Source organism: Pontibacillus chungwhensis BH030062, from assembly GCF_000770675.1.
In the GTDB taxonomy this organism is placed as follows: Bacteria; Bacillota; Bacilli; order Bacillales; family BH030062; genus Pontibacillus; species Pontibacillus chungwhensis.
Window position 1 is genome coordinate 176,931 of record NZ_AVBG01000003.1, and the last position, 25,045, is coordinate 201,975.

26 protein-coding genes and 1 riboswitch are annotated in these 25,045 nt (G+C 39.2%); of the genes, 9 read left to right on the top strand and 17 right to left on the bottom strand.

All coding sequences use genetic code 11. The annotated features are described in order from the left end of the window. Positions 1 to 119: 119 nt before the first annotated feature. Complete coding sequence (locus N780_RS05595; protein WP_052114906.1) at positions 120 to 1,025, bottom strand: C40 family peptidase; 906 nt, start codon at positions 1,023 to 1,025, stop codon at positions 120 to 122. Between the two features lie 360 nt (positions 1,026 to 1,385). After that, positions 1,386 to 1,493, top strand: a riboswitch (SAM riboswitch). A gap of 111 nt (positions 1,494 to 1,604) precedes the next feature. On the opposite strand from N780_RS05595, the gene N780_RS05600 reads away from it, so the two are divergent. Continuing rightward, positions 1,605 to 2,894 (top strand): Na+/H+ antiporter NhaC family protein, encoded by a 1,290-nt coding sequence (locus tag N780_RS05600; RefSeq protein ID WP_036781204.1) that lies wholly within the window; start codon positions 1,605 to 1,607, stop codon positions 2,892 to 2,894. Between the two features lie 183 nt (positions 2,895 to 3,077). Here N780_RS05600 and N780_RS05605 read toward each other — a convergent pair whose 3' ends face one another. The 5 genes from N780_RS05605 to N780_RS05625 all read right to left on the bottom strand — a co-directional run bounded on the left by N780_RS05605 (position 3,078) and on the right by N780_RS05625 (position 7,815). Further along, complete coding sequence (locus N780_RS05605; RefSeq protein WP_036781206.1) at positions 3,078 to 3,941, bottom strand: ABC transporter permease; 864 nt, start codon at positions 3,939 to 3,941, stop codon at positions 3,078 to 3,080. After that, positions 3,925 to 4,866 carry an ABC transporter ATP-binding protein gene (locus N780_RS05610; protein WP_036781207.1) on the bottom strand — a complete coding sequence of 314 codons (942 nt, stop codon included), beginning with the start codon at positions 4,864 to 4,866 and terminating at the stop codon, positions 3,925 to 3,927. Before N780_RS05610 ends, N780_RS05605 begins: the two co-directional genes overlap by 17 nt. A 59-nt stretch (positions 4,867 to 4,925) precedes the next feature. Beyond that, positions 4,926 to 6,122, bottom strand: coding sequence for a zf-HC2 domain-containing protein (locus N780_RS05615; RefSeq protein ID WP_036781209.1), 1,197 nt, complete (start codon positions 6,120 to 6,122; stop codon positions 4,926 to 4,928). After that, positions 6,109 to 6,669: an RNA polymerase sigma factor SigX gene (locus tag N780_RS05620; RefSeq protein WP_232299503.1), complete on the bottom strand. Its 561-nt coding sequence runs from the start codon at positions 6,667 to 6,669 to the stop codon at positions 6,109 to 6,111. Before N780_RS05620 ends, N780_RS05615 begins: the two co-directional genes overlap by 14 nt. Positions 6,670 to 6,939: 270 nt before the next feature. Next, positions 6,940 to 7,815 carry a DUF1028 domain-containing protein gene (locus N780_RS05625; protein WP_036781211.1) on the bottom strand — a complete coding sequence of 292 codons (876 nt, stop codon included), beginning with the start codon at positions 7,813 to 7,815 and terminating at the stop codon, positions 6,940 to 6,942. 241 nt (positions 7,816 to 8,056) lie between these two features. Here N780_RS05625 and N780_RS05630 point away from each other — a divergent pair, with 241 nt between their 5' ends. Both N780_RS05630 and N780_RS05635 read left to right on the top strand, forming a co-directional pair. Next, entirely contained in the window at positions 8,057 to 9,106 is a 1,050-nt protein-coding gene (locus tag N780_RS05630) for an IS1595-like element ISPch1 family transposase (protein WP_036781213.1), read from the top strand. Between the two features lie 46 nt (positions 9,107 to 9,152). Then, complete coding sequence (locus N780_RS05635) at positions 9,153 to 9,344, top strand: hypothetical protein (RefSeq protein ID WP_036781216.1); 192 nt, start codon at positions 9,153 to 9,155, stop codon at positions 9,342 to 9,344. Between the two features lie 164 nt (positions 9,345 to 9,508). On the opposite strand, the gene N780_RS05640 is transcribed toward N780_RS05635, so the two are convergent. After that, complete coding sequence (locus tag N780_RS05640) at positions 9,509 to 11,128, bottom strand: BCCT family transporter (RefSeq protein ID WP_036781218.1); 1,620 nt, start codon at positions 11,126 to 11,128, stop codon at positions 9,509 to 9,511. A 300-nt stretch (positions 11,129 to 11,428) separates the two neighbouring features. On the opposite strand from N780_RS05640, the gene N780_RS19160 reads away from it, so the two are divergent. Next, positions 11,429 to 11,968, top strand: a complete 540-nt coding sequence (locus N780_RS19160; RefSeq protein ID WP_052114908.1) for a 3D domain-containing protein — start codon at positions 11,429 to 11,431, stop codon at positions 11,966 to 11,968. Between the two features lie 82 nt (positions 11,969 to 12,050). Then, positions 12,051 to 12,254 (top strand): hypothetical protein, encoded by a 204-nt coding sequence (locus tag N780_RS05650; RefSeq protein WP_036781220.1) that lies wholly within the window; start codon positions 12,051 to 12,053, stop codon positions 12,252 to 12,254. Positions 12,255 to 12,363: 109 nt separating this feature from the next. Here the strand turns inward: N780_RS05650 and N780_RS05655 are convergent, their stop codons facing one another. Both N780_RS05655 and N780_RS05660 read right to left on the bottom strand, forming a co-directional pair. Continuing rightward, complete coding sequence (locus tag N780_RS05655; protein ID WP_036781222.1) at positions 12,364 to 13,464, bottom strand: M24 family metallopeptidase; 1,101 nt, start codon at positions 13,462 to 13,464, stop codon at positions 12,364 to 12,366. A 14-nt stretch (positions 13,465 to 13,478) separates the two neighbouring features. After that, positions 13,479 to 14,885 (bottom strand): sodium:solute symporter family protein, encoded by a 1,407-nt coding sequence (locus N780_RS05660; protein WP_036781225.1) that lies wholly within the window; start codon positions 14,883 to 14,885, stop codon positions 13,479 to 13,481. 739 nt (positions 14,886 to 15,624) lie between these two features. Between N780_RS05660 and N780_RS20315 the strand changes: the two genes are divergently transcribed. Then, positions 15,625 to 16,188 carry a 3D domain-containing protein gene (locus tag N780_RS20315; protein ID WP_332307804.1) on the top strand — a complete coding sequence of 188 codons (564 nt, stop codon included), beginning with the start codon at positions 15,625 to 15,627 and terminating at the stop codon, positions 16,186 to 16,188. Between the two features lie 271 nt (positions 16,189 to 16,459). Here N780_RS20315 and N780_RS19705 read toward each other — a convergent pair whose 3' ends face one another. After that, positions 16,460 to 16,612 (bottom strand): hypothetical protein, encoded by a 153-nt coding sequence (locus tag N780_RS19705; RefSeq protein WP_156969084.1) that lies wholly within the window; start codon positions 16,610 to 16,612, stop codon positions 16,460 to 16,462. A gap of 382 nt (positions 16,613 to 16,994) precedes the next feature. Continuing rightward, the gene (locus N780_RS05670) at positions 16,995 to 17,417 is read right to left on the bottom strand and encodes a pyridoxamine 5'-phosphate oxidase family protein (RefSeq protein ID WP_036781227.1); all 423 of its coding nucleotides are present in this window, start codon (positions 17,415 to 17,417) and stop codon (positions 16,995 to 16,997) included. A gap of 141 nt (positions 17,418 to 17,558) precedes the next feature. Here N780_RS05670 and N780_RS05675 point away from each other — a divergent pair, with 141 nt between their 5' ends. Together N780_RS05675 and N780_RS05680 are read left to right on the top strand one after the other, a co-directional pair. Then, complete coding sequence (locus tag N780_RS05675; protein WP_036781229.1) at positions 17,559 to 18,092, top strand: ferritin-like domain-containing protein; 534 nt, start codon at positions 17,559 to 17,561, stop codon at positions 18,090 to 18,092. A gap of 288 nt (positions 18,093 to 18,380) precedes the next feature. Beyond that, the gene (locus N780_RS05680) at positions 18,381 to 18,743 is read left to right on the top strand and encodes a response regulator (RefSeq protein ID WP_036781232.1); all 363 of its coding nucleotides are present in this window, start codon (positions 18,381 to 18,383) and stop codon (positions 18,741 to 18,743) included. Between the two features lie 45 nt (positions 18,744 to 18,788). On the opposite strand, the gene pgmB is transcribed toward N780_RS05680, so the two are convergent. From pgmB to N780_RS05690, 3 genes are all read right to left on the bottom strand, one after another. After that, a complete protein-coding gene (gene pgmB, locus N780_RS05685) occupies positions 18,789 to 19,457 on the bottom strand; it encodes a beta-phosphoglucomutase (protein ID WP_036781233.1) in 669 nt (222 codons plus the stop codon). Positions 19,458 to 19,640: 183 nt separating this feature from the next. Then, positions 19,641 to 19,817 carry a hypothetical protein gene (locus tag N780_RS19710; RefSeq protein ID WP_156969085.1) on the bottom strand — a complete coding sequence of 59 codons (177 nt, stop codon included), beginning with the start codon at positions 19,815 to 19,817 and terminating at the stop codon, positions 19,641 to 19,643. A gap of 96 nt (positions 19,818 to 19,913) precedes the next feature. After that, positions 19,914 to 20,306 (bottom strand): secondary thiamine-phosphate synthase enzyme YjbQ, encoded by a 393-nt coding sequence (locus N780_RS05690; RefSeq protein WP_036781236.1) that lies wholly within the window; start codon positions 20,304 to 20,306, stop codon positions 19,914 to 19,916. A 196-nt stretch (positions 20,307 to 20,502) separates the two neighbouring features. On the opposite strand from N780_RS05690, the gene N780_RS05695 reads away from it, so the two are divergent. Further along, the gene (locus N780_RS05695; protein ID WP_036781238.1) at positions 20,503 to 21,744 is read left to right on the top strand and encodes a YeeE/YedE family protein; all 1,242 of its coding nucleotides are present in this window, start codon (positions 20,503 to 20,505) and stop codon (positions 21,742 to 21,744) included. An 853-nt stretch (positions 21,745 to 22,597) separates the two neighbouring features. Here the strand turns inward: N780_RS05695 and N780_RS05700 are convergent. The 3 genes from N780_RS05700 to N780_RS05710 all read right to left on the bottom strand — a co-directional run bounded on the left by N780_RS05700 (position 22,598) and on the right by N780_RS05710 (position 25,020). Further along, the gene (locus N780_RS05700; protein ID WP_036781241.1) at positions 22,598 to 23,446 is read right to left on the bottom strand and encodes an SDR family oxidoreductase; all 849 of its coding nucleotides are present in this window, start codon (positions 23,444 to 23,446) and stop codon (positions 22,598 to 22,600) included. 301 nt (positions 23,447 to 23,747) lie between these two features. Next, positions 23,748 to 24,752, bottom strand: a complete 1,005-nt coding sequence (locus N780_RS05705; RefSeq protein WP_036781243.1) for a hypothetical protein — start codon at positions 24,750 to 24,752, stop codon at positions 23,748 to 23,750. Between the two features lie 64 nt (positions 24,753 to 24,816). Beyond that, positions 24,817 to 25,020 carry a zinc ribbon domain-containing protein gene (locus N780_RS05710; protein WP_036781246.1) on the bottom strand — a complete coding sequence of 68 codons (204 nt, stop codon included), beginning with the start codon at positions 25,018 to 25,020 and terminating at the stop codon, positions 24,817 to 24,819. Positions 25,021 to 25,045 lie beyond the last annotated feature (25 nt).

Here is a 25,045-nt window from a genome sequence, read left to right on the forward strand (position 1 = left end):
ATGAATGATTTCTACGAGTTTATAAAACCATTAAGCTGGGTATAAAATCTATAGAACATAAAAAATCCCCTTTGGTTTTGAAACCAAAGAGGATATATAAGCGTACATGTAATATAGACTTACTGTTGGTGTTGGTAAAGTGTCTCATATAATGTTGAAGAAAAATCAGCGCGAGTTACATTTTCTGCGGAATAGCTTTTTACACTTTGATCCTTTTTAATACCTGATGCTTCAAACGAATTTAAAACCATTGTAGTCATTTCACTAAATGTGATTGTTTCGTTGGGTTTAAATTCTCCGTTTAGGAAGCCATTAATAATGTCTAGCTCTTTCATAGCTGCTATGTCATTAGCGAATTGGTGATTAGGGTCTACGTCTGGGAATGTCGTTTTATCAGAAGCTTCATGCTCAATGATTCTGTTAAATAAAGCAGCTGCTTGCCCTCTAGTTACATCCTTGTTAGGTTTAAATGTACCATCATGGTATCCTTTTATAATCTCACTACTTACTAGAGCTTTGATCGCTTCATAAGCCACATGATTTTCATCTACATCAGCAAACAAACTATCTACATTATTTAAGTCTGCTACACGGCGTGCCGTAGCAAACTTAGGGCCCCAGTAAGGATTACTAAGTGAAACAATATCAATCCCCTTGCTAGAAGTAGCACTAATAAACTTATTATCACCCACATAAATCCCAACATGCGAGATGCCTGCTTTATATGTGTTCTCAAAGAATACTAGGTCTCCTGGCTTCATATTGCTTTTACTAACTGCTTGTCCTACTGTAGCTTGACTTCCCGTTGTACGAGGGATTGAAATACCCACTTTGTTAAAAACGTATTGTGTATATCCTGAACAGTCAAATCCACTAGGGCTTTGGCCACCAAATACATAAGGTACTCCCATATGATTTTTAGCTACACCTAACAAATCATCTTGACTTGTAGCCGCTCCAGCTACAGATGCGCCGCTAAACGTAAACATTACAGCCATTCCACACGCTACAATTTTCTTCAACATATTCCCCACTCCATTTTCTTCTAGTATCGTCTGTTTTTTCTTCTACGACCATTCTACCAAAAGTTTGTTTGTCATAAAGTTACGTTTATATTACAATTTGTTTTCAAAAAAGACATATTTTTTATAAAAGTACAACAAAATCCCTTCATTCCTTCATTCTTGTTGTAATAGGTAAATATAGGAATCTTTAGAAAATAAAACTTTTGTACAGGATTTAGATATACGTTTATTTAGGTAGTTGTCCCCAAAAGGTTTACCTTTCTCATTCCGCAAGCCCTTCTTTTCTTCTTCATTCATTGACAATAAACCACGATATAAGTAAACTTAGGTACTGCATGTAAAACAAAAAGTGAATACTCCTTCTTATCACGAGAGGCGGAGGGACTGGCCCTACGATGTCTCGGCAGCGGGCTCATTGCAAATGAGTGCTGTGCCAAATCCAGCAAGATTACACTTGAAAGATGAGAAGAGGAGCTCAAAATAAACAGCCCTCTTCTGATCAAGAAGGGGGCTTTTTTTAATCATGACAAGTGATCTATCACACAATATTATTAACAAGCAAGAAAGAGGTGCAGCAACATGAATATAAACAAAGGGAATCCACTTGCTCTGTTACCCTTATTCATTTTCTTAGTTATCTTTGTAGGATCAGGTATAGTAACAGGTGATTTCTATTATATTTCAATCTTAATCCCAGCTCTAATAGCAGCGATTGTCGCCATTTTACAAAATCGTAAGAAGCCAACCTTCGAAAAAGTTGAGCAATTTGCAAAAGGTGCAGGCCATCCTGACATTATGATTATGGTCTTCATTTTCATTTTAGCTGGCGCGTTTTCTTCTGTCGCAAGCAGTATTGGTGCCGTAGAGTCTACAGTAAATCTTGCATTAACTTATCTTCCTGAAAACTTAATCATTGTTGGAGTCTTCATCATTGCTGGCTTCATTTCACTTTCTATGGGAACATCGGTTGGTACAATCAGTGCCCTTGCACCAATTGCTGTCGGTATCAGTGCCGAAACAGACTTTTCTGCGGCCTTATCGCTTGCAGCTGTTGTTGGGGGTGCCATGTTTGGTGATAACCTATCCATCATTTCTGATACGACGATTGCAGCGGTTCGAACACAGAAAACCCAAATGAAAGACAAGTTCAAAGCTAACTTCTTCATTGTTCTCCCTGCAGCTATTGCGACAATTATCTTGTTAATCATCATCACTTCAGGCGGAACATCCTCTATTGATGCAGATAGCTTCAACTGGTTAAAAGTAATTCCTTATGTTGGCGTTTTAGTAGGTGCATTAGCAGGACTAAATGTGATGGCTGTTCTCATTGGAGGAATTCTGTTATCTGGAATAATTGGAGGAATTAGTGGAGATTATTCTCTAGATGCCTTTATGTCTAACATAACATCAGGAATTAACTCCATGTCGGAATTAATTTTCCTTACTATTATAATTGGCGGAATCGTAGCCATGATTCAACACAATGGCGGTATTCAATTCCTTCTTCATACTCTTACAAAAGGAATTCGCTCTAAGCGTGGTGCAGAAGGAAGTATTGCCGGTCTTGTAGCCACTACAAACTTAGCTACAGCAAATAATACAATTGCCATTATTACGACTGGCCAATTAGCAAAGAACATTGCTGATGAATATGAAATTGATTCCAGAAAGTCGGCAAGTTTACTAGATATATTCTCTTGTACAATCCAAGGCTTAATCCCCTATGGAGCGCAATTATTAACAGCAGCCCAAATCGGAAGCCTATCACCAATAGAATTACTACCGTATTCTTTCTATCCTATATTAATTGCAATCTCCGGTCTCATAGCAATTACAGTTGGATTCCCACGTTTTAAAAAAGCAGCGTAAATTACGAAAAATGACGGGATACATGTATCCCGTCATTTTTTATACCTTGGGAACTATAAGAAAGAATCAACAACGAACAATTGTCCCGCCATTGTCTCCCGCTTTGTGAAAACAAATAATACAAGTAAAAAGAAAATCGTAAATAATGGAATGGTCCACCACTTCCCCATGCGACTCCCCCCCCTATACATCACGCTTCCGGAATAATGTAATCGCTAGCACGAGCGCCACACAACCGTACATAATGGTATAAAGAATCATCACATTATTAGGAGCAGAAGCACTTGCAAACATCCCTTGCTGAGCAAGACTCACGGGGTTGTCTGCTGTTTCAAATAAGAATACGGTCATTTTTCGGTACATAGCATCTACAGGAAAAATGAGGCTTGAGATAATTCCTATATTCACAAGTGCACCCTTTTCCATTATGGTTCCTATTTGCTCAACAAATCCTCCTATGAAGGCAGATCCGTATAGGATGATTAACACGATACCCGCATTTAGTGAAGTCATTCTACTACTTAACATGACACCTAATGTCACTAGAACTAGAGGTTGCAACATATACGTTGCTAAAGCACTTGCAATCTGGCTAATGGAGAAATCAAGGGATACAACTTCGCCCCCTATGCCTTGGTGCAACATGATGATACCCGCAAACAATAAAGCCGCGTAAGTAATCAACAGACCTCCAAGTCCGATTACTTTACCTAAAAGAAATTGTGTACGAGTTATGGGGCGCATTAGCCACGTATCTATTTGATGACTCTCTATTTCACTAGCAATTGCACTGACGCTAGATAAAATAGTGAGCAAAGCAACAATGAATGAAGAGAAATAAAGCCCAATACTAAGTAATTGTGATGAGAACAGTTGTTGTTGCATCATTTGGTCTACCGTTGAGGCTCCAAAACTTTCCCAATCTTTCACTGCATAATGAATCGCAACGCCATATAAAATAAGGAAGACCGCTGTCATAATCATCGTAATAAGGAAAATCCTTTTAGATACTATCTCTTTAAACGTTAACTTAGCGATGGTCCACATAACGCTGCTCCTTTTCATTCACCCAGTACATAAACACATCTTCTAAATGAGGAATAACGGGTGTTACTTCATAAATAGGAAGCTTGTGACTCGCCAAGAAGTCGACAAGCCTTGGAATATCCTCTTCGCTTTTCAACTGGTATAAGGCTTTAGAACGGTCATTCAAGACTTCCTTGTTTTCTGCATTACGTACAAAGTCAGGAAAATCAAGATTGGTTAATCCAGCTGTAGCTGAGGACATAATTTCAACCTGGGCTTCCACCATCATGAGTTCACGCCATTTTCCCTGAACGATCATTTCACTCTTATGTACAATAGAAACATGATCACAAACGGACTCCACTTCATTTAACAAGTGGCTATTTAGGAAAATGGTTTTACCTTGATCTCTTAAATGAAGCATCAAGTCACGTACATCTTTCCTTCCAATTGGGTCAAGAGCTGAGGTGGGTTCGTCTAAGAAGATCAATTTTGGATCATTAATAAGCGCGCAGGCAAGTCCAATACGCTGGGACATCCCTTTTGAATACCCTTTAATCTTTTGTTTGTCACGCCCCGTCATGCCAACGAGGTCAATCACTTCTTCAATTCGCTTCTTCCTTTCACGAATTGGCACCTTACATAGTTCTGCATGACTCTCAAGAAGTTTACGCCCTGTAAGCCAATCTGGATATCGAAATAACTCTGGCAGATAACCTACCTTTTCTCTTGATTTAGGAGTCCCAATCGGCTCGCCTAAAATTCGCCCCTCTCCACTTGTTGGATTAAGTAAACCTAACATCGTTCGCACAAATGTACTCTTCCCAGCACCATTCGGACCAAGGAATCCATAAACCATGCCCTCTTCGATCTCTAATGACACATCACGTATACCAGCCTGGCCATTGTATGTTTTCGTAAGCCTTTTAGCTTCCATTACATTCATAACTGACTCTCCTTTATAAAGAAACGCACAAAATGGGCTGCTAAAGCAGCCCTTTACTATTATTGTGCTAATTCGTTGGCGATTGATTTTAGTTCTTGATCTGTTAGTCTAGATTTTTCAATACCTTTTTGGCCATGTACCGTATAGGAATCTACTACATGGATGTGTTCGCCTTCTTGCCACATAATTGTAGCCACTTGATCGCTACTCATCATATACCCCTTATTGCCTGCAATGGTCAACTCTTCTACCTTCTCACCCTCATTTTCAATGTAAGGAAGAGGCAGGGTTTCTTCGATACTCTGTATTTGTTGAATTTGACGTTTCACATTATATGGCACAAACGGAAGCTCCAATAAATTATTCTTCAATTCTTCAACCGAAGTACCTTCAGGGACCGTAAAGGTAGGAGCGTCTATTTTCGAATAATTTATTTGGTTCTCTCCTCGTTTAAAATCGAAATTGTTCGATTCCCCAACTTGTAACGAGAACGTTTTTCCATCCAATGCTTCATCAAATTGTTGTTCCACACCGAACTGCGTTAACAAATTATTGGCTTTCGTTACATCTAGATTAAAGCTCATTGTATATCCGGGATCAATATTTAAGCTTTCAAACATGAGAGAATCGATTTCCGGAACTTGATATCCAGCTTCCTCCGCATCTTGAACTCGATTAAACCGGGACTGTTCACTATAACTGTTAAAGTCAGTTGTCCTTTCTGAAATTCCTATTTCACCAAGTCCCTTTAATTCATAGGTGCCTTCTTCTTCCCGGCTTAACCAACGATCGACTTCGTTCATATCCTCTTGTGTCAATTTAACCATTTCAACTTGATTAACGCGGAACATAGAAAGGAATTGATCAGCAGCAACTTGAACTTGCGGGAAAGCAAGAGATCCAAAAATTGTAGCCGCTGCTACTCCAGAAGCAATAAAACGTTTGGTCTTGGTAGTCAATTTCAACACTCCTTTTGGTTTTGGTCGTTTTTCACTATTTTGTATTACGATTGTGTTATTGTTCATTTCCTTCCCTTGAATCTTATTTTCAAATGAACGCCAGGCGGCATCTACATCGATGTCTACATCTGGTTCTTGAAACGAGAATTCGATTTCAGATTCTAGTGCTTGTAACTCTTCTAATTCTTCACGACAAGAAGAACAAGTCTCCAAATGTTGCATGACAACTTTTTTCTCATCACGAGTAAGTGCATCGTCTAGGTAAGCTTGTAACGTTCCATTCTCAATACATGCCATCCAGGTCATCTCCTTTCATCTTTGAGTACACATTTTTAAAGCGCTTCTTTGCCCTTGCAATCAACGTGCCAACGGACGTTCGCTCAACGTTTGCTGTTTGAGAAATCTCTCCGTACTTAAAGCCAGAGAATTTCATCATCAGTAACAGTTGATCCCTTTCATTTAATTGAGCTAGCGCATCTTTTACTTCTTGGCGGTGTTCCTTTTTCATATAAGATTCCTCTACGGATGCCATTAAGTCATGACTATATTCTGCTTGTTTCTCTGCTTTCTTCTTCTGGCGTTTTTCTGTTCGTATGTAGTTGTAAGATAAACGAACAGCAACTTTCATAAGCCAAGCAGGGATGGATTCAATGTCTCCCATATCAGAATGATAAAGTTTCAGAAATACTTCTTGAGCAATCTCTTCTGCTGTTTGCTGATCGTGTACAATCGTTATAATTTTACGAACGACATTTGGGTAGTACTGTTTAAATAATTGCTGAAACTGAGCTACTGATGGCTCTGTTTCATTTGAATAATTGGAATCGAACAAATTTGCTCTCACCTCCAAAGCGGCCCCTCCTTTCGAACAGCTTTCATAATAGAGACACCAGATTTATGGTTTTTGTGACAAGTATAAAGATAAAAATGAAAAGAATTTCTTTTTTATGTACAATTTCATACTCCCTTATTCATTATAGTTCAAAAGGTTAGAGAGTTGAGCGACTCACTCAAGCTTAGGGCCTGCCAACCCACGGGCGTAGTCCACACCTTCACTAAGATTCACAAAAAAACTCCACCCCTTTTTTCAAAAAGGAGTAGAGTCTCAATAGCTTTATAGTTGCTTGTGTTTCATAAACTCAAGAACCTCTAAGTCAAGTTTACCATGTTCAAGAGCCCGTTCCTCGAAGTTCTCTCTGTGTAGAAATGAAGTAAATGCTTTATACATAATGGATTCTACAACATTCACGGTAGGGAGGTATCCGAGTCTTTTCAATTGAAGTAAGAGTTCTTGCTTAACTTCTCCTTCAATGAAGGCCACATTTTCTTCTTTCGTAGCCCCAAAGTAAAGTTGCTGAAGGTGATAAATTCTCACTAGCTCATGAATAGGTTCTTCATGCTCATCCACCCGAAGATCAATGAAACGGTCATTAAATCCACCATAGCCCCCATTTTCTTTAACGACAAGAAGAGCTGCAGATTGCTTCCCACGCTTATCTCCACCAGCCATCTGTCCAGCTTGGAGCGCCTGTAATAAGCGATCAGCCAAAGACCCTTTACCTGATTCGAAGGCAGAAGCCATCTCGGTCACAGTTTCTTCATTGACCAATATGTTTCCTTGAACGGCAAAATTCGATCCTGTTAAGCCCCCTGCCCATTCATAACAGCCGTCACCTGTATAGTTAGCTGACTCACCCTTCGCATTCACGATTCCAACCTGTCGCAATCCCCTTTCTGGATCAGCTTCCGTTAATTGTTTTACCACCTCATCAGGAGCAAAGCCTTCTTCTAATAAGCGAAGCCCTTCAGGACCAAAAGAAGGATTAGCTAAGGATTGGGTGGCAACAGCACCTACACCCGCTTTTGCCCAAGGAACAACAGAGCCAGAACCTAAGAACTTAGACTGAACGGCAACTCCTAACTCACCTGTTTCAGGATCGTATCCAACAATTGAAAACGTTGCAACAATAGGATTAGCAACTCTGTTCATTTTACTTCTCCCCTTCTCGTACCATAAATTAATCTAACTATAATAAAAAAAACACTTTACTCGCAAGCATTATTTTTTAAGTATTATGTAAATTTTTAGCCTTGTGAATCACTTTTTAAACATGTGTCAGGTTTTATTGCCTCTCTCTCATTTTTTAATTAGGCTCTGTTAAACTCAGTTGTTGATATTTGCTAAAATCGAACAAATGTTCTACAATGGAGTCAGAAAATATTAGTGGGTGATGACTGTGAGAGCAACCGATATTCTTAAAGCCATTCAAAAACTTAATCCTTCGGAAAAGCATCGTTTACGAGAATATTTAATAGATGCTCTTACTGCGTCATCCTTAACGGGAACCGTACTGGATGAAATCTCTGAACGTAAAAATAAGGATGGTTATCGTTGCCCCGATTGCGAGTCAGAACATATTGTGCGTTTCGGGAAATACTCCACTATCGTAGAGGGTGAAGAAGTGAGGAAACAACGTTATCGCTGTAAAGCCTGTCGAAAGACCTTTACTGACCTCACCAATACGGCATTATATAGAACTCGTCATCTCCATCGTTGGATGAAGTTTATTGAATGTATGATAGAAGGATATTCGCTTCGTAAATCAACAGAGTTGATTGGTGGCGTTACTCATGTGACCTTGTTCTATTGGAGGCACAAACTCTTGTCAGCACTAAAACAAATGGAAAGTTCAAAATTCCAAGGTATCGTTGAAATGGACGAGACCTATTTCCTATACTCAGAAAAAGGACAAAGGAAGATTGCCGATAGAAAACCTCGCCAACGGGGTGGTTCCGCAAAGAAACGCGGCATCAGTAACGAACAGGTATGTGTCTTAGTTGCAAGAGACCGTGACAAGATGACCTTTTCCCAGACGTTAGGGATGGGACGATTAACAAAAGAGCAATTAGACAAAGCCATCGGGCATAAACTTTCCCACGAGAATGTATTATGCACCGATGCTTGGCGTGCCTTTAAAACCTATGCTGCTGAAAAGGAGTTATCGATTTACCAATTCAAATCTGACGGTAAAGTTCGCACCAAGGGTCTTTATCACATCCAAAACGTTAACAACTACCACCGAAGACTTAAAGGGTGGATACAGCGATTTAACGGTGTGGCGACTAAGTATCTGAACAATTATCTTGCGTGGTTTCAAGTATTAGAAAGCATCCATCACCAAAGAAACGAAGTCACAATGAATGATATGATAGTAAAAGGAAATTTAATTCCAAGTGTGGAAACCTATGATACACTAAGATTATCTAAGTTTACTGTATAAAGGTTATTTATTTACGAGGTTTTAATAGTGAAAGGAGGAATAGAAGATGTTCTCAAAAAAATACATGGGAATTGTTATTACAATTATCGGTGCAGTTATACTTATGGTTAGAGCAACTTTCCTATATTCCACTGTATATGCACAGATATTTCAAATAATAGGTCTTATTTTATTTTTTGGTGGTGGAATACTTATTCCTGATTTTACAGGTGTACATAAACAAAAAAAAGAACAATAAACTTTGCGGATGACAATAAACCAAATATAACTTCCTTTTGTGGAAGTTATATTTTTTTCTATAAATATCAACATTGAACTTTAACAGAGCCTTTAATTAAAAAACCTGAAGCAACTCATGCTTCAGGCTCTCTTCTCATATCCACCCTACTCCTCACGTTCCTGTTACACGTGGGTTTCATCTGGTCCTTTTTTCTTCTTCTTTTTCTTTCTCACCCTTTTTACATCTTCAAAATCAATGTGGATGGCTTTTGGTTCATATTCACCTGCATCTTTAATATCACCAGTTGAAGCCCTCATAAAGGAAATGGCAAGCAAAATCATAATAAATATGAGCGGAAATCCTCCCACAATACTTGCCGTTTGCAGCGCCGATAATCCCCCCAGGAACATAAGAACAAGCGGCATAAGGCATAGTGCAAAGGCCCAGAATAAGCGGTTCCATCGTAAAGGTTCCCCTTCTACCTCATTTTGAACAACAGAAGCTAGAATGTAGGAGCTTGAATCAAATGTAGTAGCTAAGAAGATCACAGACAGGATGGTGAATAAGGCAACCATGACAAAAGATAATGGTAAAGTGCCTATTACATCAATAATCGCTTTAGCAGGTTCGTTATTTTCGAGAACAGAAATGGTATCAAACTTCCCAGTTAGCTGCAAGTGTAAACCATAGTTACCAATGACCCCAAAGAATAGAATACTACCCGTAGAACCGTATGCAATTGTACCGAGTACCATTTGCTTTAGCGTACGCCCTCTTGAAATCTTAGCTACAAACAACCCAACAAATGGTGCATATACAAGCCACCATGCCCAGTAGAAAATCGTCCAACTCTCCGGAAAACCTGTACGATCATATGGACCTAAGCTGTTATAAGGCTCTGTCCACGTGCTCATTCTAAAGAAGTTATCAAATATCAATCCGATACTATTCAGCGTAGTCTCAGCGATAAACTGAGTAGGGCCAAAAACGAATACAAACGCAATTAGGAAAATCGATCCCCATAAGTTTATATCGCTTAACACTTTGATCCCTTTATTTAATCCGACATAAGCACTGACAGCGAAGATTGTTGTACACACCAGTAATACAATCGTTTTAACAAACAAGCTTACTTGAAGACCAAATAAATTCTCCAGGCCATAAGCAATCATAGGCGTTCCAAGAGCAAGTGTCGTCGCTGCTCCGCCTATTAACCCAAACATAAACAAGATATCAATCAAGTTCCCAACAGGCGTATCTGCCAACTTACCGATTACAGGTCTGGTGGCCTCACTGATCTTCAATACTGGCTTTTTACGCACATAATAGAAATAGGCAATCGTTAAAGCTGGCAACGAATACATCCCCCATGCAATAGGACCCCAGTGAAACATTCCATAAGAGCTTGCCCATAAAACCGCTTCTTCTGTCCCTTGTTCTATCCCAAATGGCGGGCTTTGATAGTAATAAGCCCATTCAATTGTAGACCAATATAAAATACTTGCTCCAATACCTGCACAAAAAATCATCCCCGCCCATGAGAAGTTGTTAAATTCAGGCTCCTCATCCATCTCCCCTAGTTTGATTTTGCCTTTTTCACTAAAAGAGACATAGAGCATAAAGAATAAGATTCCAAGACCTGCTATTAGATAGACAACTCCAAGGCGCCTGGTCATAAATTCATTCGCAAGGTTGACAACCTTGTTGCCCGATTCCGGAAAGACAACTAGCGGAACAGAAACTGCCAATAATAAAACAAGTGCACCAATAAACGTTGGCCAATCAATTTGTTTAAATTTCATGTACACGATCTCCTTTTTGTAACTGTATGCCTTTATCTTGAGCGAAGGAGGTTTTTTTATTCTCTTTATAAACGATAACGATAATCATTATCAATAACATTACCTGTGTGGGTTTACACATACCTGCTACCGTGTTACCTTATCATGTGGAAGGAAAGAAAACTCGATTGTTCAACATTTTAGAATAAACGCATGGAACGAATAGATTTTGCGCAATTGCATGTAAACAAGCCATTTATCCCTTTTAGGAAAACATGGCTTTTTTTCATGCCTCCCAATGAAATTTAAGGAGGAACTTATATGAATAACGTCATTAAGTCATTGGTAGCGCCCCTTATCGCTTTTGGAATCTTTGCATTTGGATTACCTTCTGTACAAGCTGATGAAAAAGCAAACGTTGAGAAGAAACAAACCGATCTACAAGAGGAAAGTCCTGTTCATGGCGCTTCTCTTCCTATAAAGGAAATAGAAGTAGACAAGAAGAAGACCGAATTTGCCCTTTATGATACAAAAGAGAAAGAAGAGCAATCACCTTCAAACGTAGAACGCACTGTTCACGTTGAGGCTACAGCTTACACCGCTCACTGTGATGGCTGCATTGGGATTACAAAAACGGGAATTAATTTACTTGAGAACCCTAATAAGAAAGTCATTGCTGTAGACCCTGATGTAATTCCACTAGGATCAGAAGTGTACGTTGAAGGATATGGACGTGCAATCGCTGGTGACATCGGCAGTGCGATTCAGGGGAACCGTATCGACTTATATATGAAGGATCATAATGATGCTATCGACTACGGACGTCGTCAGAATGTTAAAGTAGAAATCATATCCTCATAAAAAAAGCTCCCTAGTAAGGGAGCTTTTTTATGATACATATTTCTATTGATGAGATCCATCCTACTATATAGGAGGTGCTATCATGAAGGATCACCATAAAGATACCAATCAACCAACATTCGATGAGTTGAGTGACCGTTTTATTGGAGAAGCAGCTAAGCAGCCTTCCCTATCTATGAAGACCAACCTAGACCCAAAAGATGTCACCAAAGACAACCCATATTTCGATAAAAAGAAAAAGCACACACCAGAAGAAATCGAAACATTTAAGAAATTCTTTCAGTAAAAGAAGTTTGTAGTCACAAACATAAGCAGACGTCCGCTAAGGTAAGATAAGGACACCTTTCCTGATCTTACAAGCACAAAAAATCCCGTCACTATGGACGGGATTTTTATTAATCAATGATTTGAAGATCTTTAGGAAATTTCGTCAATGTTTCAAAACCATTTTCAGTAATGAGCACATCATCTTCTATTCGAACTCCACCCACTGAAGGGTCATAGATACCAGGTTCGAGGGTGTAGGTCATCCCCACTTTCAGTTCATCTTCATTTAGATGACTCATGGATGGGAATTCATGCACGTTAATACCAAGTCCATGTCCGATACGGTGAGGGAATAGTTGACCGAATCCTGCTTTTTCAATGACATCACGAGCAATTTGATCCAAGTCACCGATTCTAGTCCCCGGCTTACTAATGTTAAGAGACGCAAGCTGAGCTTCTAGAACGGTTTCGTAGATCTCTCGTTGTTGTTCAGATACGGTGCCATATACAAAAGTTCTTGTTATATCGGATGTGTACCCTTCTAATACCACCCCTAAATCAAATAGAACAAAGTCGCCTTTTTGCAGTGTACGATCTCCTGGATTTCCGTGTGGCTGACCCGATTTCTCTCCAAAAAGAACCATTGTAGAGAAAGACATTTCACGAATACCTTTTTTCTTTAATTCATATTCAATTTTAGCGAGAACTTCCATCTCGGTTACGCCTTCGCGAAGCGCTTCAACGCCTACTTTAACCCCATAGTCAGCCATTTCAGCTGCCCGGCGCATGATGTTTATTTCGTTCTCATCTTTTACAACACGCATGAGGTTAATCGCCTCTTCAACCGATTGCGATGTAGCACTTGGGAATAGACTTAGAAGAGCTTGGCTTCTATTAAACGTTAAAACGTCTTGTTCAAAAGCGAACCGTTCAACCGATTTTAGTGAGCGTTTTAGAAGAGCAGCTCTCACCATTTCCCATGGGTCCTCATGGTCTGCATAGCCAAGTACTTCATACGGCCATCCAGCATCTTTCACTTGGCCTGCTTCCATACCCGGAACGATAAAGAGTGGTTCAGCTTCCTGAAATACAAAGAGTCCCATTAACCTCTCATGTGGATCTGTATGGAAATCCGTTAGATAAAATACATTTTCTGTAGAGTTGAAGAAAGTAACGTCAACTGACTCTTTCTCCATCCACTCTGTTAATTGTTGTAAGCGTTGCTTCATTCTTTACACTCTCCCTAAGCTGATTTTGAAAGGTCAGATGAATGCCTCTCTGTACTTAGAGTAACGATGATTAAGAATAGAATCGCTACCGGTACAGCAATAACTACACTGTTAAGGTCAAATGGCTTTTGCAAGACTACTTCCCATACTAGTGTCGATGTCACACCGGCGAGCATAGATGAGATACCACCTGCAGCTGTTACGCGTTTCCAGAAGAATACCGCTAGAACCGCTGGCGTTATACCCGCTCCATATACGGTGTAGGCATACATTTGTACAGCTAGCACACTTGGGAAGTACGTAATAATGACAAATGCCAGAATTCCCAATAGAACAATAAAGCCTTTTGTAATACGCAGTTGCTTCTCATCAGACGCTTTAGGATTGATATAGTTTCTATATATATCATACGTTAGATTGGTCGCTGCTGAAAGTAAATAAGAATTCCCTGTCGTGATAATGAAGGAAGCTGCTGCAGCAAGTAAAATCCCCCCGATTGCTACAGGCATCACTGTGGTCGTTGCCATTAGTGCCATACCTGGATCAATTCCAGGGAATAGTGATCTTGAAGCAAATGCAATAAGAGAAATAGCAGGTGAAATAACGATCATCGCTATTAGCCAACCAATTTGGGCTTTTTTAGAGGACTGATCACTCTTAGATGATGCCAACCGTTGGTACATGTTCTGATCACCTAATAATAAGAAGAGGGACGGAAGTAAATAACCGAGTAGTTGGATTGTTGATAGTCCACCTGTATTACTCATATGAGACTCAGGTACATTTTGAACAATCTCTCCCCAGCCCCCAGCTATGATAAAGATTGTCGGCACCGTGATGAGTAAACCTCCTACCATAAGAAAGCCACTTAACGCATCCGTTTGTGAAACAGAGCGCAAGCCCCCGATCATAGCTAAGAAAATAATTAAACCTGCACCAATCATAGTACCTGTTTCAACCGTCATTCCAGTTGTCAGATTTAAAATGAAGCCAAAGCCTTTCATCTGATAAGAAACGATTCCTACATAAGCTAAAATAATTATTACGCTTGCTATATTACGTGCAGACTTTCCATACTTAGCTTCCAAAATTCCAGATACCGTATATTTACCAAACGCACGGATTTTCGGAGCTACGATATAAAGCATAATGATACCAAATAGTGTCGGAACCATTAACATAAAGGATGGAATGATCCCATAGCTGAATGCCATGGACGTTTCCCCTCCTGAGATACTTCCACTTCCTGTCCAGGTAGCGAGAAGTGTTCCCATTAATACGAAAGGCCCCAAGCTCTTACCTGCGAGGACGAAATCCTCTGTTCCAGACACTTTCTTCGACATGAATACCCCAATTCCTATCATAAGAAGGGCATATAATCCAATAAACCATAATAATGTTGGATCTTGTTGTAGTTCCATAAGTTTTAGTTTCCTCTCCTGCTTGATCATTTTGATTTGACTAAATCTGTTAGCTTTAAGCGTATACTTACGCGCGCTACTTATGTGAACTGAGTTGTGATTAAGAATTGCTGTTTTCTGATCCGGATCTGTAGAAAACAAAACGAAGATTAATAATTAGAGGGATCAGGTTAAACTAACCTAATCAAAGTGGTACTCTTGCTTATGTCTTCGCTTCACATAAGAACAATTGTTAATAAATCTACCATAATTTTTTGAAAAGCAAAAATGCCTTTATAACAGCGTTTCTTAATGATTTTAGACCATTTATAAGACTTACCATTTATTTACACCTTCGTTCATTTCATTCATTATGCACATTCCAGAAGTTTTTTTATTGATACAAATATTCTGAATCATATTCTGTCCCCCGAAAATAAATGATCTAAATTACCCATAAAACACAAAAAGTATATAGTCCTTTTATACCACATAATAAAATTTGGTTTAACACTAAATATCTCGTCTAACCCTCGGGCTCACCCATTTTTTCCCTAAACTCTACTTTCTTTTCACCCAATATTTTCAGCATATAGTTCGTTCGAGAATTAAGGCTACATTGAAGCCACAATCTTAAGCAATGTCTGTTACAAAACTGACATGTTTGACACGGGTTTGACTTATAAATGTCATCGTTCTTTAATGGGGTTTTAGCACTAGACCTGCTATACTCATCTCAGATACTAAAGGAGGGTGATTGATGATGAAAACCATCATGATGCCAGCGATCTTGTTCCTCATTGCCTTTGGATTTATAAATATTCTTATTTCAAATCATCAAGTTGTACAAGCTCAGTCAGTAGAGATGAAAGAACAACATCAAGAAGATCCTACACTACTTTATCAAAATCATGACATAAATAAACAAATCACATTAAAAGAGAAAAAAGGAGTTTCCAGGTTCCTAAAAACTCCAGTTCAAGCACATACCTCTTCAGAAAAGGGACAAGCAATTGAATCAAAGAAAGCATACAAAAAAGAGATTACAGTAGAAGCTACTGCCTATACAGCTTATTGTGAAGGTTGTAGCGGCATAACCAGAACTGGAATCAACTTATTAGAGAACCCAAATTTAAAAGTCATTGCCGTTGATCCAAATGTGATTCCATTAGGTACAAAAGTTTATATAGAAGGATATGGAACAGCTGTAGCAGGGGATATCGGAAGTGCAATTAAAGGGAACCGAATCGATATCTATATGAAGAATAAAGAGGACGCTTTGGATTACGGGAGAAGGACAATAAAGATTAAAATCATATCTTAACTTATTGGGAGGACACTTTTGTTCTCCCTTTTTACATGGTTAGCGGTCACTTAACCTAGTGCCTGCAGACACGCCTAAAAGAGGGCACAAAAAAACACCCTTCTCTTGAACGGTGGTCTAGTTTAAATAAAATATGTAAAAGAAAGTGCCTGCTTGATCTTATACTGGTATAACGAGCAAGATGTAACTTTCTATGAATCGGGTTCATCGCTACACAGGCACTTCTTTAGTTTTCGTAAGCATGAATGTAGAATCCTTCCTTATTGGTTACTTATTTTTTCTTTTTCTTTTTTGCTCTGGCTCCCATCTTTCCTTTTTTAGCAGCGTTTGTGTTCTGAGTTGTAGTGTTGCTTGCTGTTAGCTCCTGGCTGTTTTGATAGTCTTTCTCGAATAGCTCGCGAGCTTTTGAAAACATGATGGTCATAGTGTGACCCTCCTTAATAATTTCTTACAAAAGCATTTCCCTGCATTTCCAGAGCTAAAACTTCCGTTTACAATTTTCATTGTACTCCCTGAAACCTGCATTTGTAAATGATAAAACTACATTTTTATTAATAATCATTTTAAACTGTACAGATTAAATTACATGTATAACCTGATTTTTTTATCCCTCTTTGTTACTGTCATTTCAGTGGTTTTAGATACTTTCTCAATCCGTAATATTTTTGTCATAAATCATTGAATCTATTCTCAATTAGAAGAACCTTTTTCCACATTAAAGCATTAAAAGAATCACGATAAATTATCTTCTTTTTTTATAAAATTAAAAGAACCTGGCATCCAAATTATGTCAGGTTCTTCCATTTTTATAATTGAATCGTTTGAGGATCTTCCCCTTCTACATTCATTAAGCGAATCTGCGTTGGTTGAATATCTAAGACAACATAGTCCGGATCTTCAGGTCCTTTAAACCAATGCTTCATGTATTCATTCCACAACTTTTCTTTCAACTCTTTTGAATCATTAATAACTGCCTTACCCTCCACCTCGATATACGGGTCTTCAAATCCTTTTCCATCATAGCCTAGCAAGATGTGCACATAAGGATTTTGTTCGATTTCGTCAGCTTTGTGTGTATCCTTGTCCGTTGCTGTGTAAAGGTGCAAGTCTTCATTATGGAATGTCATATAACGTGAATGTGGTTTATTTTGTTGGACCGTAGCAAGGGTGCCAACTTTATGATGCTCCAGAACCTCTAGAACCTTATCTTTCACTTGTTGTTCATTCATTTCCCAGGACTCCCTTCATCATTGTTTCTTAGCTAGTGTTCCTGATTTTGAGTTAATTTAAACAAATCAGTTGGCTATTTTAGTATGTTTTAAACCATTTAGAACATCCTAATACCAAATCATGAACGAAGGAGTGCAAAAATGAAATTTCTATTATCACGTCGGTTCAGAATTGGCTTGATCGTGTTTAGTTTTGTTTTATTCCTAGCTAGTTCTATTATAAACGCTCAAACGATCCCTGAGGACTATGGAGCTAAAGGAGCATTAAAAGACCCTCGATTAACTTACGAAAAAGCATTAGAATATGCCATTGAAGACGAATACTTAGCCCAAGAACGATACAATAAAGTGATCCAGAAGTATGGGCAAGTCTTCCCCTTCCCAAAAATTCAAGCAGCAGAAAAAAAACACATTGAGGCACTTACACGGCTTTATAATAAAGCAAACTTGAGTATCCCAGAAAATCAAGCAAAACAATATACTGCGATGCCTGCCTCTATTAAAGTAGCCCTTCAACAAGCTGTACAAGCTGAAATCGATAATATTGCTATGTATAACAGATTTTTAGAAATTAAGAATTTACCCCCAAATGCAACGAAAGTTTTCACCAATTTACGAGACGCATCAAAGAAACATCTCGTAGCTTTTAACTTTGGGCTGTCTCAGCAACAATAACAAAAAGGACAAACTTGTTAACAAGTTTGTCCTTTTTGTATTCTAAAGTTTGTTTAAATCCATTGTTAATCTTAAACCTGTTCCATATAAGCCTCTGAAATACTCCAATTCGAGGTAAATCAAAGCTTGTCCGCGTCTTCAAGGTTGATTCACACTTTTATTGAAACCACATAAGCGATATAGAAGAAGAAACATTTTTTGTCACATTTTGTCGAATTAATGATATAGTTATATTAGGTAAAGCATAGGTCTTATGCTCTACTTAATTTAATGACGGAGGATGTTTACATGTATAGTGTCATGTTAGTTGATGATTCGAAGCTCACCCGGTCTTTTTTAAAGGACCAGCTTACTAACTCTAACTATCATGTTATAGCCGAAGCTGCTGATGGTCTTGAAGCTATAGAGTTATTTCGATTACATAAACCCGATGTAACGGTTTTAGATATTATGATTCCCTATTACTGTGGAATGAGCTGTTTACGTAAGATGTTAGAAATAGATCCAACGAGTTCAATTATTATGTGTTCATCTATCGGGCAACAGTATCACATTCAACAATCGCTCTGCCTTGGAGCTAAGGATTATATAGTCAAACCTCAGTTTAATTCCTTAAAAACAGTTCTAGATAACGTAATCTCTTCTATATAAAAAGAGCTTGGAATCCCAAGCTCTTTTGTTATTATGAAAAAAGATTCATTTTTCTTGTCTTTGTTTATATTGAGCTCTTACTTTTTCTAGAGTTAGACATGATGTTTGGCTAATTGTCCAATCGGCTGCGCTTAAGTAAGGGGCTGTGCCTACTCCGATAGAAAACATTTGAGTTGATAGAATCGCCTCGAGTCCTGCTTTTCCGTCTTCTATAGCCACACAATCTTTATGTGCTATTCCTAACCGATCTGCTGCTGTAACGAAAATTTCAGGGTCTGGTTTTCCTTTTCTTAAGGATTTTGGATCCATAATTACATCAAAATATGAAAATAACCCCAACTGATGAAGCACAAACTCTGCATTTGAACTAGCAGAAGCCAAAGCCATTGGAATTCTTTCATTTGCTAAATTCTTAATAAAAGCTTTCATACCAGGCATTAAGTCATCTTCTGTAAGTTGAGCAATTAATTGTTGGTAATTCCTATTCCTCCATTCACCAAGCTCAACCAACTCATCGTGAGAAAAAGACTGATCAGAACGCTCCGCTAACATTTGAACTAATTCCATTCGGGGTCTTCCTTGATAAGCGAGGTTATCTTCTTCTGTAAATGATATACCGAGCTTATCTGCTACCGGTAGTGTCGCTTTATGATAAAGTGGGACCGTGTTTACGATCACACCATCCAGGTCAAAGATTACTGCTTTAAATGTCATACATGAATCTCCTTTACTTCCTATGACTAATGACTAATCTTGAAGTAGCGTACAGTAACTTTGATAAAAACGCAAGAATAAAGGAGAGCCATGCGTATAAGTTACGCATGGCTCTCATGTTTAACAGTATATAGTTTATTGTATCGTTCAGAGCACCATAAAAATCAGCACAATTATATAGATTTAGAGTAAATACTTAAATAGATCCACTATAACGATAGTAGTAGATTCATCATGTGCAGCTGTTTCCTGTGTAAGATCAATAATGTCTACAGCACTTAGGACGGTCTTTTTGAAGGGGAATAGAATCATTACAGATAGGAACATAAAACATACTCCAACTCTGAGCATTTCTTTCATACATACCCTCCTCCACATCCTTTATATATTTATTGCCCCTAATATACTAGGATCAAACCTTTATTCTAATCAACAGATAAATACACCACTACAGGATTATAAAAGTTTTGCCACGTACTTACGCTGTCTAGGTCCATCGAATTCACAAAAGTATACTCCTTGCCAAGTGCCAAGAACTAACTCTCCACCTGAAATAATCACCATTTCAGAAGAACCAACTGTGCTTGTTTTTAAATGTGAAGCTGTATTGCCCTCCCCATGAAGATCCTCAGGATGTTCCCAAGGATACACTTCATCTAACCTTCTAAGAAAATCAGTCTTCACATCTGGATCTGCATTTTCGTTCACTGTAATTCCTGCTGTTGTATGTAAAGAAGAAACCACAAGTACTCCTTCTTTTACCCCAGATGCTTGTACATAGTTCTTTAGTTCACTTGTAATATCAACCATCTGGTCATGTTCAGTCGTTTTTACTGTAAATGTCTTCATCCATTATCACTCCTTATTCTTTATGTAACCGTTCTACCCAAAAAGAAACCTCTAAGTATAATAACTAACTCCCTATATTATACATCAGGTAGTAGGACTATAAGTTTTTATGATTTACAAATACATTCATCCATATTATTATACGTAAAGGATTTAATTCATAGTAAATAGATAAGAATTGAGGTGTATTTAAAAAATGGAAACAATGACAACAAAGAGTCGTCCTTTCACAACCGTCACTTCTACCCTAAACCCAGTCCAAAAACCACTGGTGACGTTCGGAGTACTTGTTTCTATCATTCTATTCATAACGTCAGTATCTATTGGGGGATGGGCACAAGGCGTTCTATATATTGTCGGAATGGCACTTGGATTAACGTTATTACACGCTCGTTTCGGATTTACGTCAGCATTTAGACGCTTAACATCGGTCGGAAACGTTCAAGGGCTTCAAGCGCATATGGTAATGCTTGCAGTAGCTACCACCTTGTTTGCTATTATATTGGCTACAGGCTTTAGTTTTACTGGAGTCACACCTTCAGGTTATGTCTTCCCTGTTGGGATGAGCGTTGTCTTCGGGTCATTCCTATTTGGTATAGGGATGCAGCTTGGGAACGGCTGTGCATCTGGTACGCTTTATAATGTTGGAGGCGGAAAAGCTTCATTATTTGTTACGTTAATTGGATTTATTGCTGGTTCAGTACTTGGCGCGTATCACCTTCCTTGGTGGACAAGCGAAGCAATGCCATCTCTCCCTGCAATTTCATTTGCTGAAGCAACAGATCTAGGCTATTTTGGAGGCTGGTTGTTCCAAATTATCCTTTTTGCAGGAATTTACGGACTAACCGTACGCTATGCTCGCAAGAAAAATCCACCTCAAATGAAACCACTCCCAACCGTAAAGGGATGGAAAAAACTTGTGAGAGGATCATGGCCTTTACTGGTAGCAGCCGTTGTATTAGCAATTTTAAATGCCATTACCCTTTCTGTCCGTGGTAACCCATGGGGTATTACATCGGCCTTTGCTCTTTGGGGTTCAAAAGCCCTTATGGCTATTGGAGTAGATGTTAGTAGCTGGGGGTACTGGGCTGGTAAAACAGATCAACTCACTAATAGCGTCTTTCTAGATTCTACAAGCGTTATGAACTTTGGCATTATCCTCGGAGCGTTCATTGCAGCAGCTGCTCAAGGTTCATTTAAACCACAACGCTTTAAACCTGGGATCTTTTTCGCTTCCTTAGTAGGTGGCATTATGATGGGATACGGCGCACGACTTGCTTTCGGCTGTAATATCGGTGCTTACTTTGGAGGCATTGCATCAATGAGCCTACATGGTTGGGTATGGATGATCATGGCGCTAGCAGGAACCTTCCTTGCATTATTTATTAGACCTCTGTTTGGATTGAAGAACCCAAATCCTAAAGATTCTATGTGTTAATGAGAGTGAGCTAAATCGCTTGGCGGTTTAGCTCACTCTCTTTCTTATTAGGCTCTGTCAAAGTTTAATGTTGTTATTCTTTATAACAAGCTTGTTCAAGAGTAGGGTAGGATTGTTGAAGACCCGAGCTGAGAGAATGTTTCCGTTAGCTTTAATTGAGTGTAAGGTGGGCCTGGAAACCACTCGCTTTCCTGTGGGGAGCTGGTGAGCCTCCTCAGCCGGCAAGCCGGCTTCAGGGGTCTCACCTAGATTGAAGAGTGCAGGCGTGGTGCTTAGGGCCGTACGGATAAGACAGCTTTTTGGAAAAGGCGATTAGCCTTTGGAAAAAAGATGACTTATCACGCTAGGTCCTCCACGCCGGAACTAGACTGGCTCTTCTACCCACGGGAGTCTCGTAGTTTCCAGGCCCACCTTTGCCACATTAGTCTGAACGGAAACAAGCCATGTGAGAAGAAACAAGATTACTTGGTGTGATTCCCGGACCGTTAGCCTAGTTAACGTAAGGGCTAGCTCGGGGACTACGAGACTCCCCCGGGGTAAGGAGCCTAGGGAAGACCCCACAGAGAGCGACAGCGAACGAGGAGGCTTCCCAGCTCCCCGCAGGAAAGCGAGTTGTCCCCGAGCTAGCCCAAGCGCTCATTAAACATAACGGTCCTTTCCGGCTTAAACATCTCAGTTTCAAGTATTCCACATAAGGGGGCTTATATGGAACAAAATTAACACTAAACATTAACTAAGCCCTTGGTTAAAGATTCGAGGTTAATAAATAGGTGTAGTCGTCACGTAACAGGAAAAATTGTCGCATCTATTTAATTTGAAAAGGCTAGTCTCTTATATAAGAGACTAGCCTTTCTTATGTTTGTTTTAATTTCTTTAATATTATCTTCTCTAATGCGCTCCATGGTAAAATAGATTTAGCCTTCACCATTCCTTTAACCCCTTTACCGACTGGATAACGTAAATTCTTAATCGTCTTCTTATCGGCTAATTCTGATATGAGATCAGCTACCTCTTGAGGGTCACCAAGCGAACCTTCCCCATTTTTTAATTCTTCTTCAATGCGTTCCATGTAAGCAAAATAAGGAGAATCCTTCTTCAGCGACTGTTCCGTTACTACTCTCCCTGAAGTCCAAATGTTCGTCCGATAAGACCCAGGCTCAACCAAAGCCACATCGATCCCAAACGGCTTCACCTCTAGACGCAAGCTTTCACTATATCCTTCTAATGCGTATTTAGAAGACACATAAGGTGATAAACCAGGAAATCCAAACAATCCGCTAATGCTGCTGACATTAATGACCTTCCCAAACCCCTGCTCTCTCATGAGGGGCAACACCTTTTGCGTCACTCCCATCACACCAAATACATTCGTCTCAAACTGCTCCCGGTATTCACTCATTTGAACTTCTTCACTAAAACCGCCAAGAGCGAATCCTGCATTGTTAACAAGGACATCACAACGTCCTACTTTTTCTATATAATACTGAAATTCACGAATTGAGTCCTCTTTCGTTACATCTAAAGGGACAGGGATGATTTGTTTATACCACTTTTCATCTTGAAAAGGTTCAAAAACCGACACCTTGCTGACATTTCTCATTGCAGCAAGCACCACGTATCCTTGTTTAGCTAAATTGACAACCGTCAAAGAACCAAACCCACCCGAAGCTCCAGTTACAACAGCCACCTTTGATCGAACCATAATCACCAATCCTTTCTAATATTTAAAGTGCAGGAGTAGTGCCTAGGACCGTACGGATAAGACAGCTTTTTGGAAAAGGCGATTAGCCTTTGGAAAAAGATGTCTTATCTCGCTAGGTCCTCCACGCCGGAACTGGATAGTCTCCCCAGCTCCCCGCAGGAAAGCGAGTTGTCCCAAAAGCCTGCCCAAGCACACTTTACAGTAACGGACACACAAACTTAGCTGCAAGTACAAAAATCCTGCTATTATGTTCAGCAAGAATAAAAAAAGAGGTTGGACTACCAACCTCTTTTCCTCTCATTTACGGATTCATCATATCCGTAACTTTACCAGTCTTCTTATCTACGTAATACCACCCTATCGTCGCGGTATGTGAGGTCCCATCCTGTTCAACGAGTTCGTATACGTGAACAAGATATTTATCACTCTCTTCGTGGTCAACTTGTACTTTCACACGATCATTAGTAGAATTGATTTCTAAATGATTTCGGACAGCTTGAATTGCTTGTTCTTTAGCTGCTTGATTTGTCTCTGAAGACCCTTCTTGCACATAAGTGGTTTGAATATCATCGACGACCCATTGAGCACCGTCATGAACCACTACATATTTGACTTTGCTATTTCCTTCCATCTCATCTGTTTGAGTCTGTACTACATGAGATGTAGTATCATTTATGCGCTCAATTGATATAGGCTGGTCTGGGTTTAAGAAACTTGGAGCGCTTGATGGGACGACGTATAGTTTCCCATTTTCTTTTCGTATGTAGTAGGACATGAAATCATCAGTCAGTGATTGGGACATCGCGGTTTTAAACTCTTTCTCGATTTCCTCAAGAGATGAATAGTCTTTGATCATTAAGTTATCGTCTGTATTTTTAATGACATCGAAGAAGACTTTCTTATATTCATTGACAACAGCTTTGGCTTCTTGCTTTGTTAGGTCTGCAGGAACTTGTTTTTGATCTGTATCATCATTAGGTTGATCCACCTGTTCATCTTCATCAGTGCCTGATGACCCGTTATCATGATTTTTCCCCTCATCTTTTTCATTCTGTTTATCTTCTGAAGTTTCTTCGTCTGCTTTCTCTCTTTCTTTTGAAGCCTCAGCAGTTGTTTTTTCTTTAGATTCCTTTTCATCTTTTTCAGAATCCTTATTATCGGCTTCTTTGTTGTTATCTTCTTGTGCTTGTTCTTGCTCCATTTCTTTTGAAGCGTCATCATTTGCCTCTTTTTCTTGGTTAGCGTCAGATGTGCACCCTGCTAAGATCATCATTAAGGCTAAGCTTGTTGCCCAAATATGTTTCATTTTCCATTCTCCCTTTACCTGGTCTTTAAATAAAAAAGCGAGGCGAGATCATCGCCTCGTTTCTTTATCCGAAGAAGAAGTCTAGTATGTTTCCACCTGCTGATGCTTCTTTATTATAAAATTCAGAGTAACCACAGTTCTTGCAGTAAACGACTAAGAATTTGTTATTCTGAACATCAAACATTTTCGCAAGTCCAGCTCCTGTCATGGCTACTTCTTTCTTACCTGCATCTGTACTTCCGCATTTAATACAACCTTTATCACTCATGTAGCTGCACTCCTTCATTTAGTTT

Bases quoted from the DNA above. Each gene is read 5' to 3' on its own strand.
- N780_RS05595 (WP_052114906.1), bottom strand. From the start codon at position 1,025: ATGTTGAAGAAAATTGTAGCGTGTGGAATGGCTGTAATGTTTACGTTT.
- N780_RS05600 (WP_036781204.1), top strand. From the start codon at position 1,605: ATGAATATAAACAAAGGGAATCCACTTGCTCTGTTACCCTTATTCATT.
- N780_RS05605 (WP_036781206.1), bottom strand. From the start codon at position 3,941: ATGTGGACCATCGCTAAGTTAACGTTTAAAGAGATAGTATCTAAAAGG.
- N780_RS05610 (WP_036781207.1), bottom strand. From the start codon at position 4,866: ATGAATGTAATGGAAGCTAAAAGGCTTACGAAAACATACAATGGCCAG.
- N780_RS05615 (WP_036781209.1), bottom strand. From the start codon at position 6,122: ATGGCATGTATTGAGAATGGAACGTTACAAGCTTACCTAGACGATGCA.
- N780_RS05625 (WP_036781211.1), bottom strand. From the start codon at position 7,815: ATGAACAGAGTTGCTAATCCTATTGTTGCAACGTTTTCAATTGTTGGA.
- N780_RS05630 (WP_036781213.1), top strand. From the start codon at position 8,057: ATGACTGTGAGAGCAACCGATATTCTTAAAGCCATTCAAAAACTTAAT.
- N780_RS05635 (WP_036781216.1), top strand. From the start codon at position 9,153: ATGTTCTCAAAAAAATACATGGGAATTGTTATTACAATTATCGGTGCA.
- N780_RS05640 (WP_036781218.1), bottom strand. From the start codon at position 11,128: ATGAAATTTAAACAAATTGATTGGCCAACGTTTATTGGTGCACTTGTT.
- N780_RS19160 (WP_052114908.1), top strand. From the start codon at position 11,429: ATGAATAACGTCATTAAGTCATTGGTAGCGCCCCTTATCGCTTTTGGA.
- N780_RS05650 (WP_036781220.1), top strand. From the start codon at position 12,051: ATGAAGGATCACCATAAAGATACCAATCAACCAACATTCGATGAGTTG.
- N780_RS05655 (WP_036781222.1), bottom strand. From the start codon at position 13,464: ATGAAGCAACGCTTACAACAATTAACAGAGTGGATGGAGAAAGAGTCA.
- N780_RS05660 (WP_036781225.1), bottom strand. From the start codon at position 14,885: ATGGAACTACAACAAGATCCAACATTATTATGGTTTATTGGATTATAT.
- N780_RS20315 (WP_332307804.1), top strand. From the start codon at position 15,625: ATGATGAAAACCATCATGATGCCAGCGATCTTGTTCCTCATTGCCTTT.
- N780_RS19705 (WP_156969084.1), bottom strand. From the start codon at position 16,612: ATGACCATCATGTTTTCAAAAGCTCGCGAGCTATTCGAGAAAGACTAT.
- N780_RS05670 (WP_036781227.1), bottom strand. From the start codon at position 17,417: ATGAATGAACAACAAGTGAAAGATAAGGTTCTAGAGGTTCTGGAGCAT.
- N780_RS05675 (WP_036781229.1), top strand. From the start codon at position 17,559: ATGAAATTTCTATTATCACGTCGGTTCAGAATTGGCTTGATCGTGTTT.
- N780_RS05680 (WP_036781232.1), top strand. From the start codon at position 18,381: ATGTATAGTGTCATGTTAGTTGATGATTCGAAGCTCACCCGGTCTTTT.
- pgmB (WP_036781233.1), bottom strand. From the start codon at position 19,457: ATGACATTTAAAGCAGTAATCTTTGACCTGGATGGTGTGATCGTAAAC.
- N780_RS19710 (WP_156969085.1), bottom strand. From the start codon at position 19,817: ATGAAAGAAATGCTCAGAGTTGGAGTATGTTTTATGTTCCTATCTGTA.
- N780_RS05690 (WP_036781236.1), bottom strand. From the start codon at position 20,306: ATGAAGACATTTACAGTAAAAACGACTGAACATGACCAGATGGTTGAT.
- N780_RS05695 (WP_036781238.1), top strand. From the start codon at position 20,503: ATGGAAACAATGACAACAAAGAGTCGTCCTTTCACAACCGTCACTTCT.
- N780_RS05700 (WP_036781241.1), bottom strand. From the start codon at position 23,446: ATGGTTCGATCAAAGGTGGCTGTTGTAACTGGAGCTTCGGGTGGGTTT.
- N780_RS05705 (WP_036781243.1), bottom strand. From the start codon at position 24,752: ATGAAACATATTTGGGCAACAAGCTTAGCCTTAATGATGATCTTAGCA.
- N780_RS05710 (WP_036781246.1), bottom strand. From the start codon at position 25,020: ATGAGTGATAAAGGTTGTATTAAATGCGGAAGTACAGATGCAGGTAAG.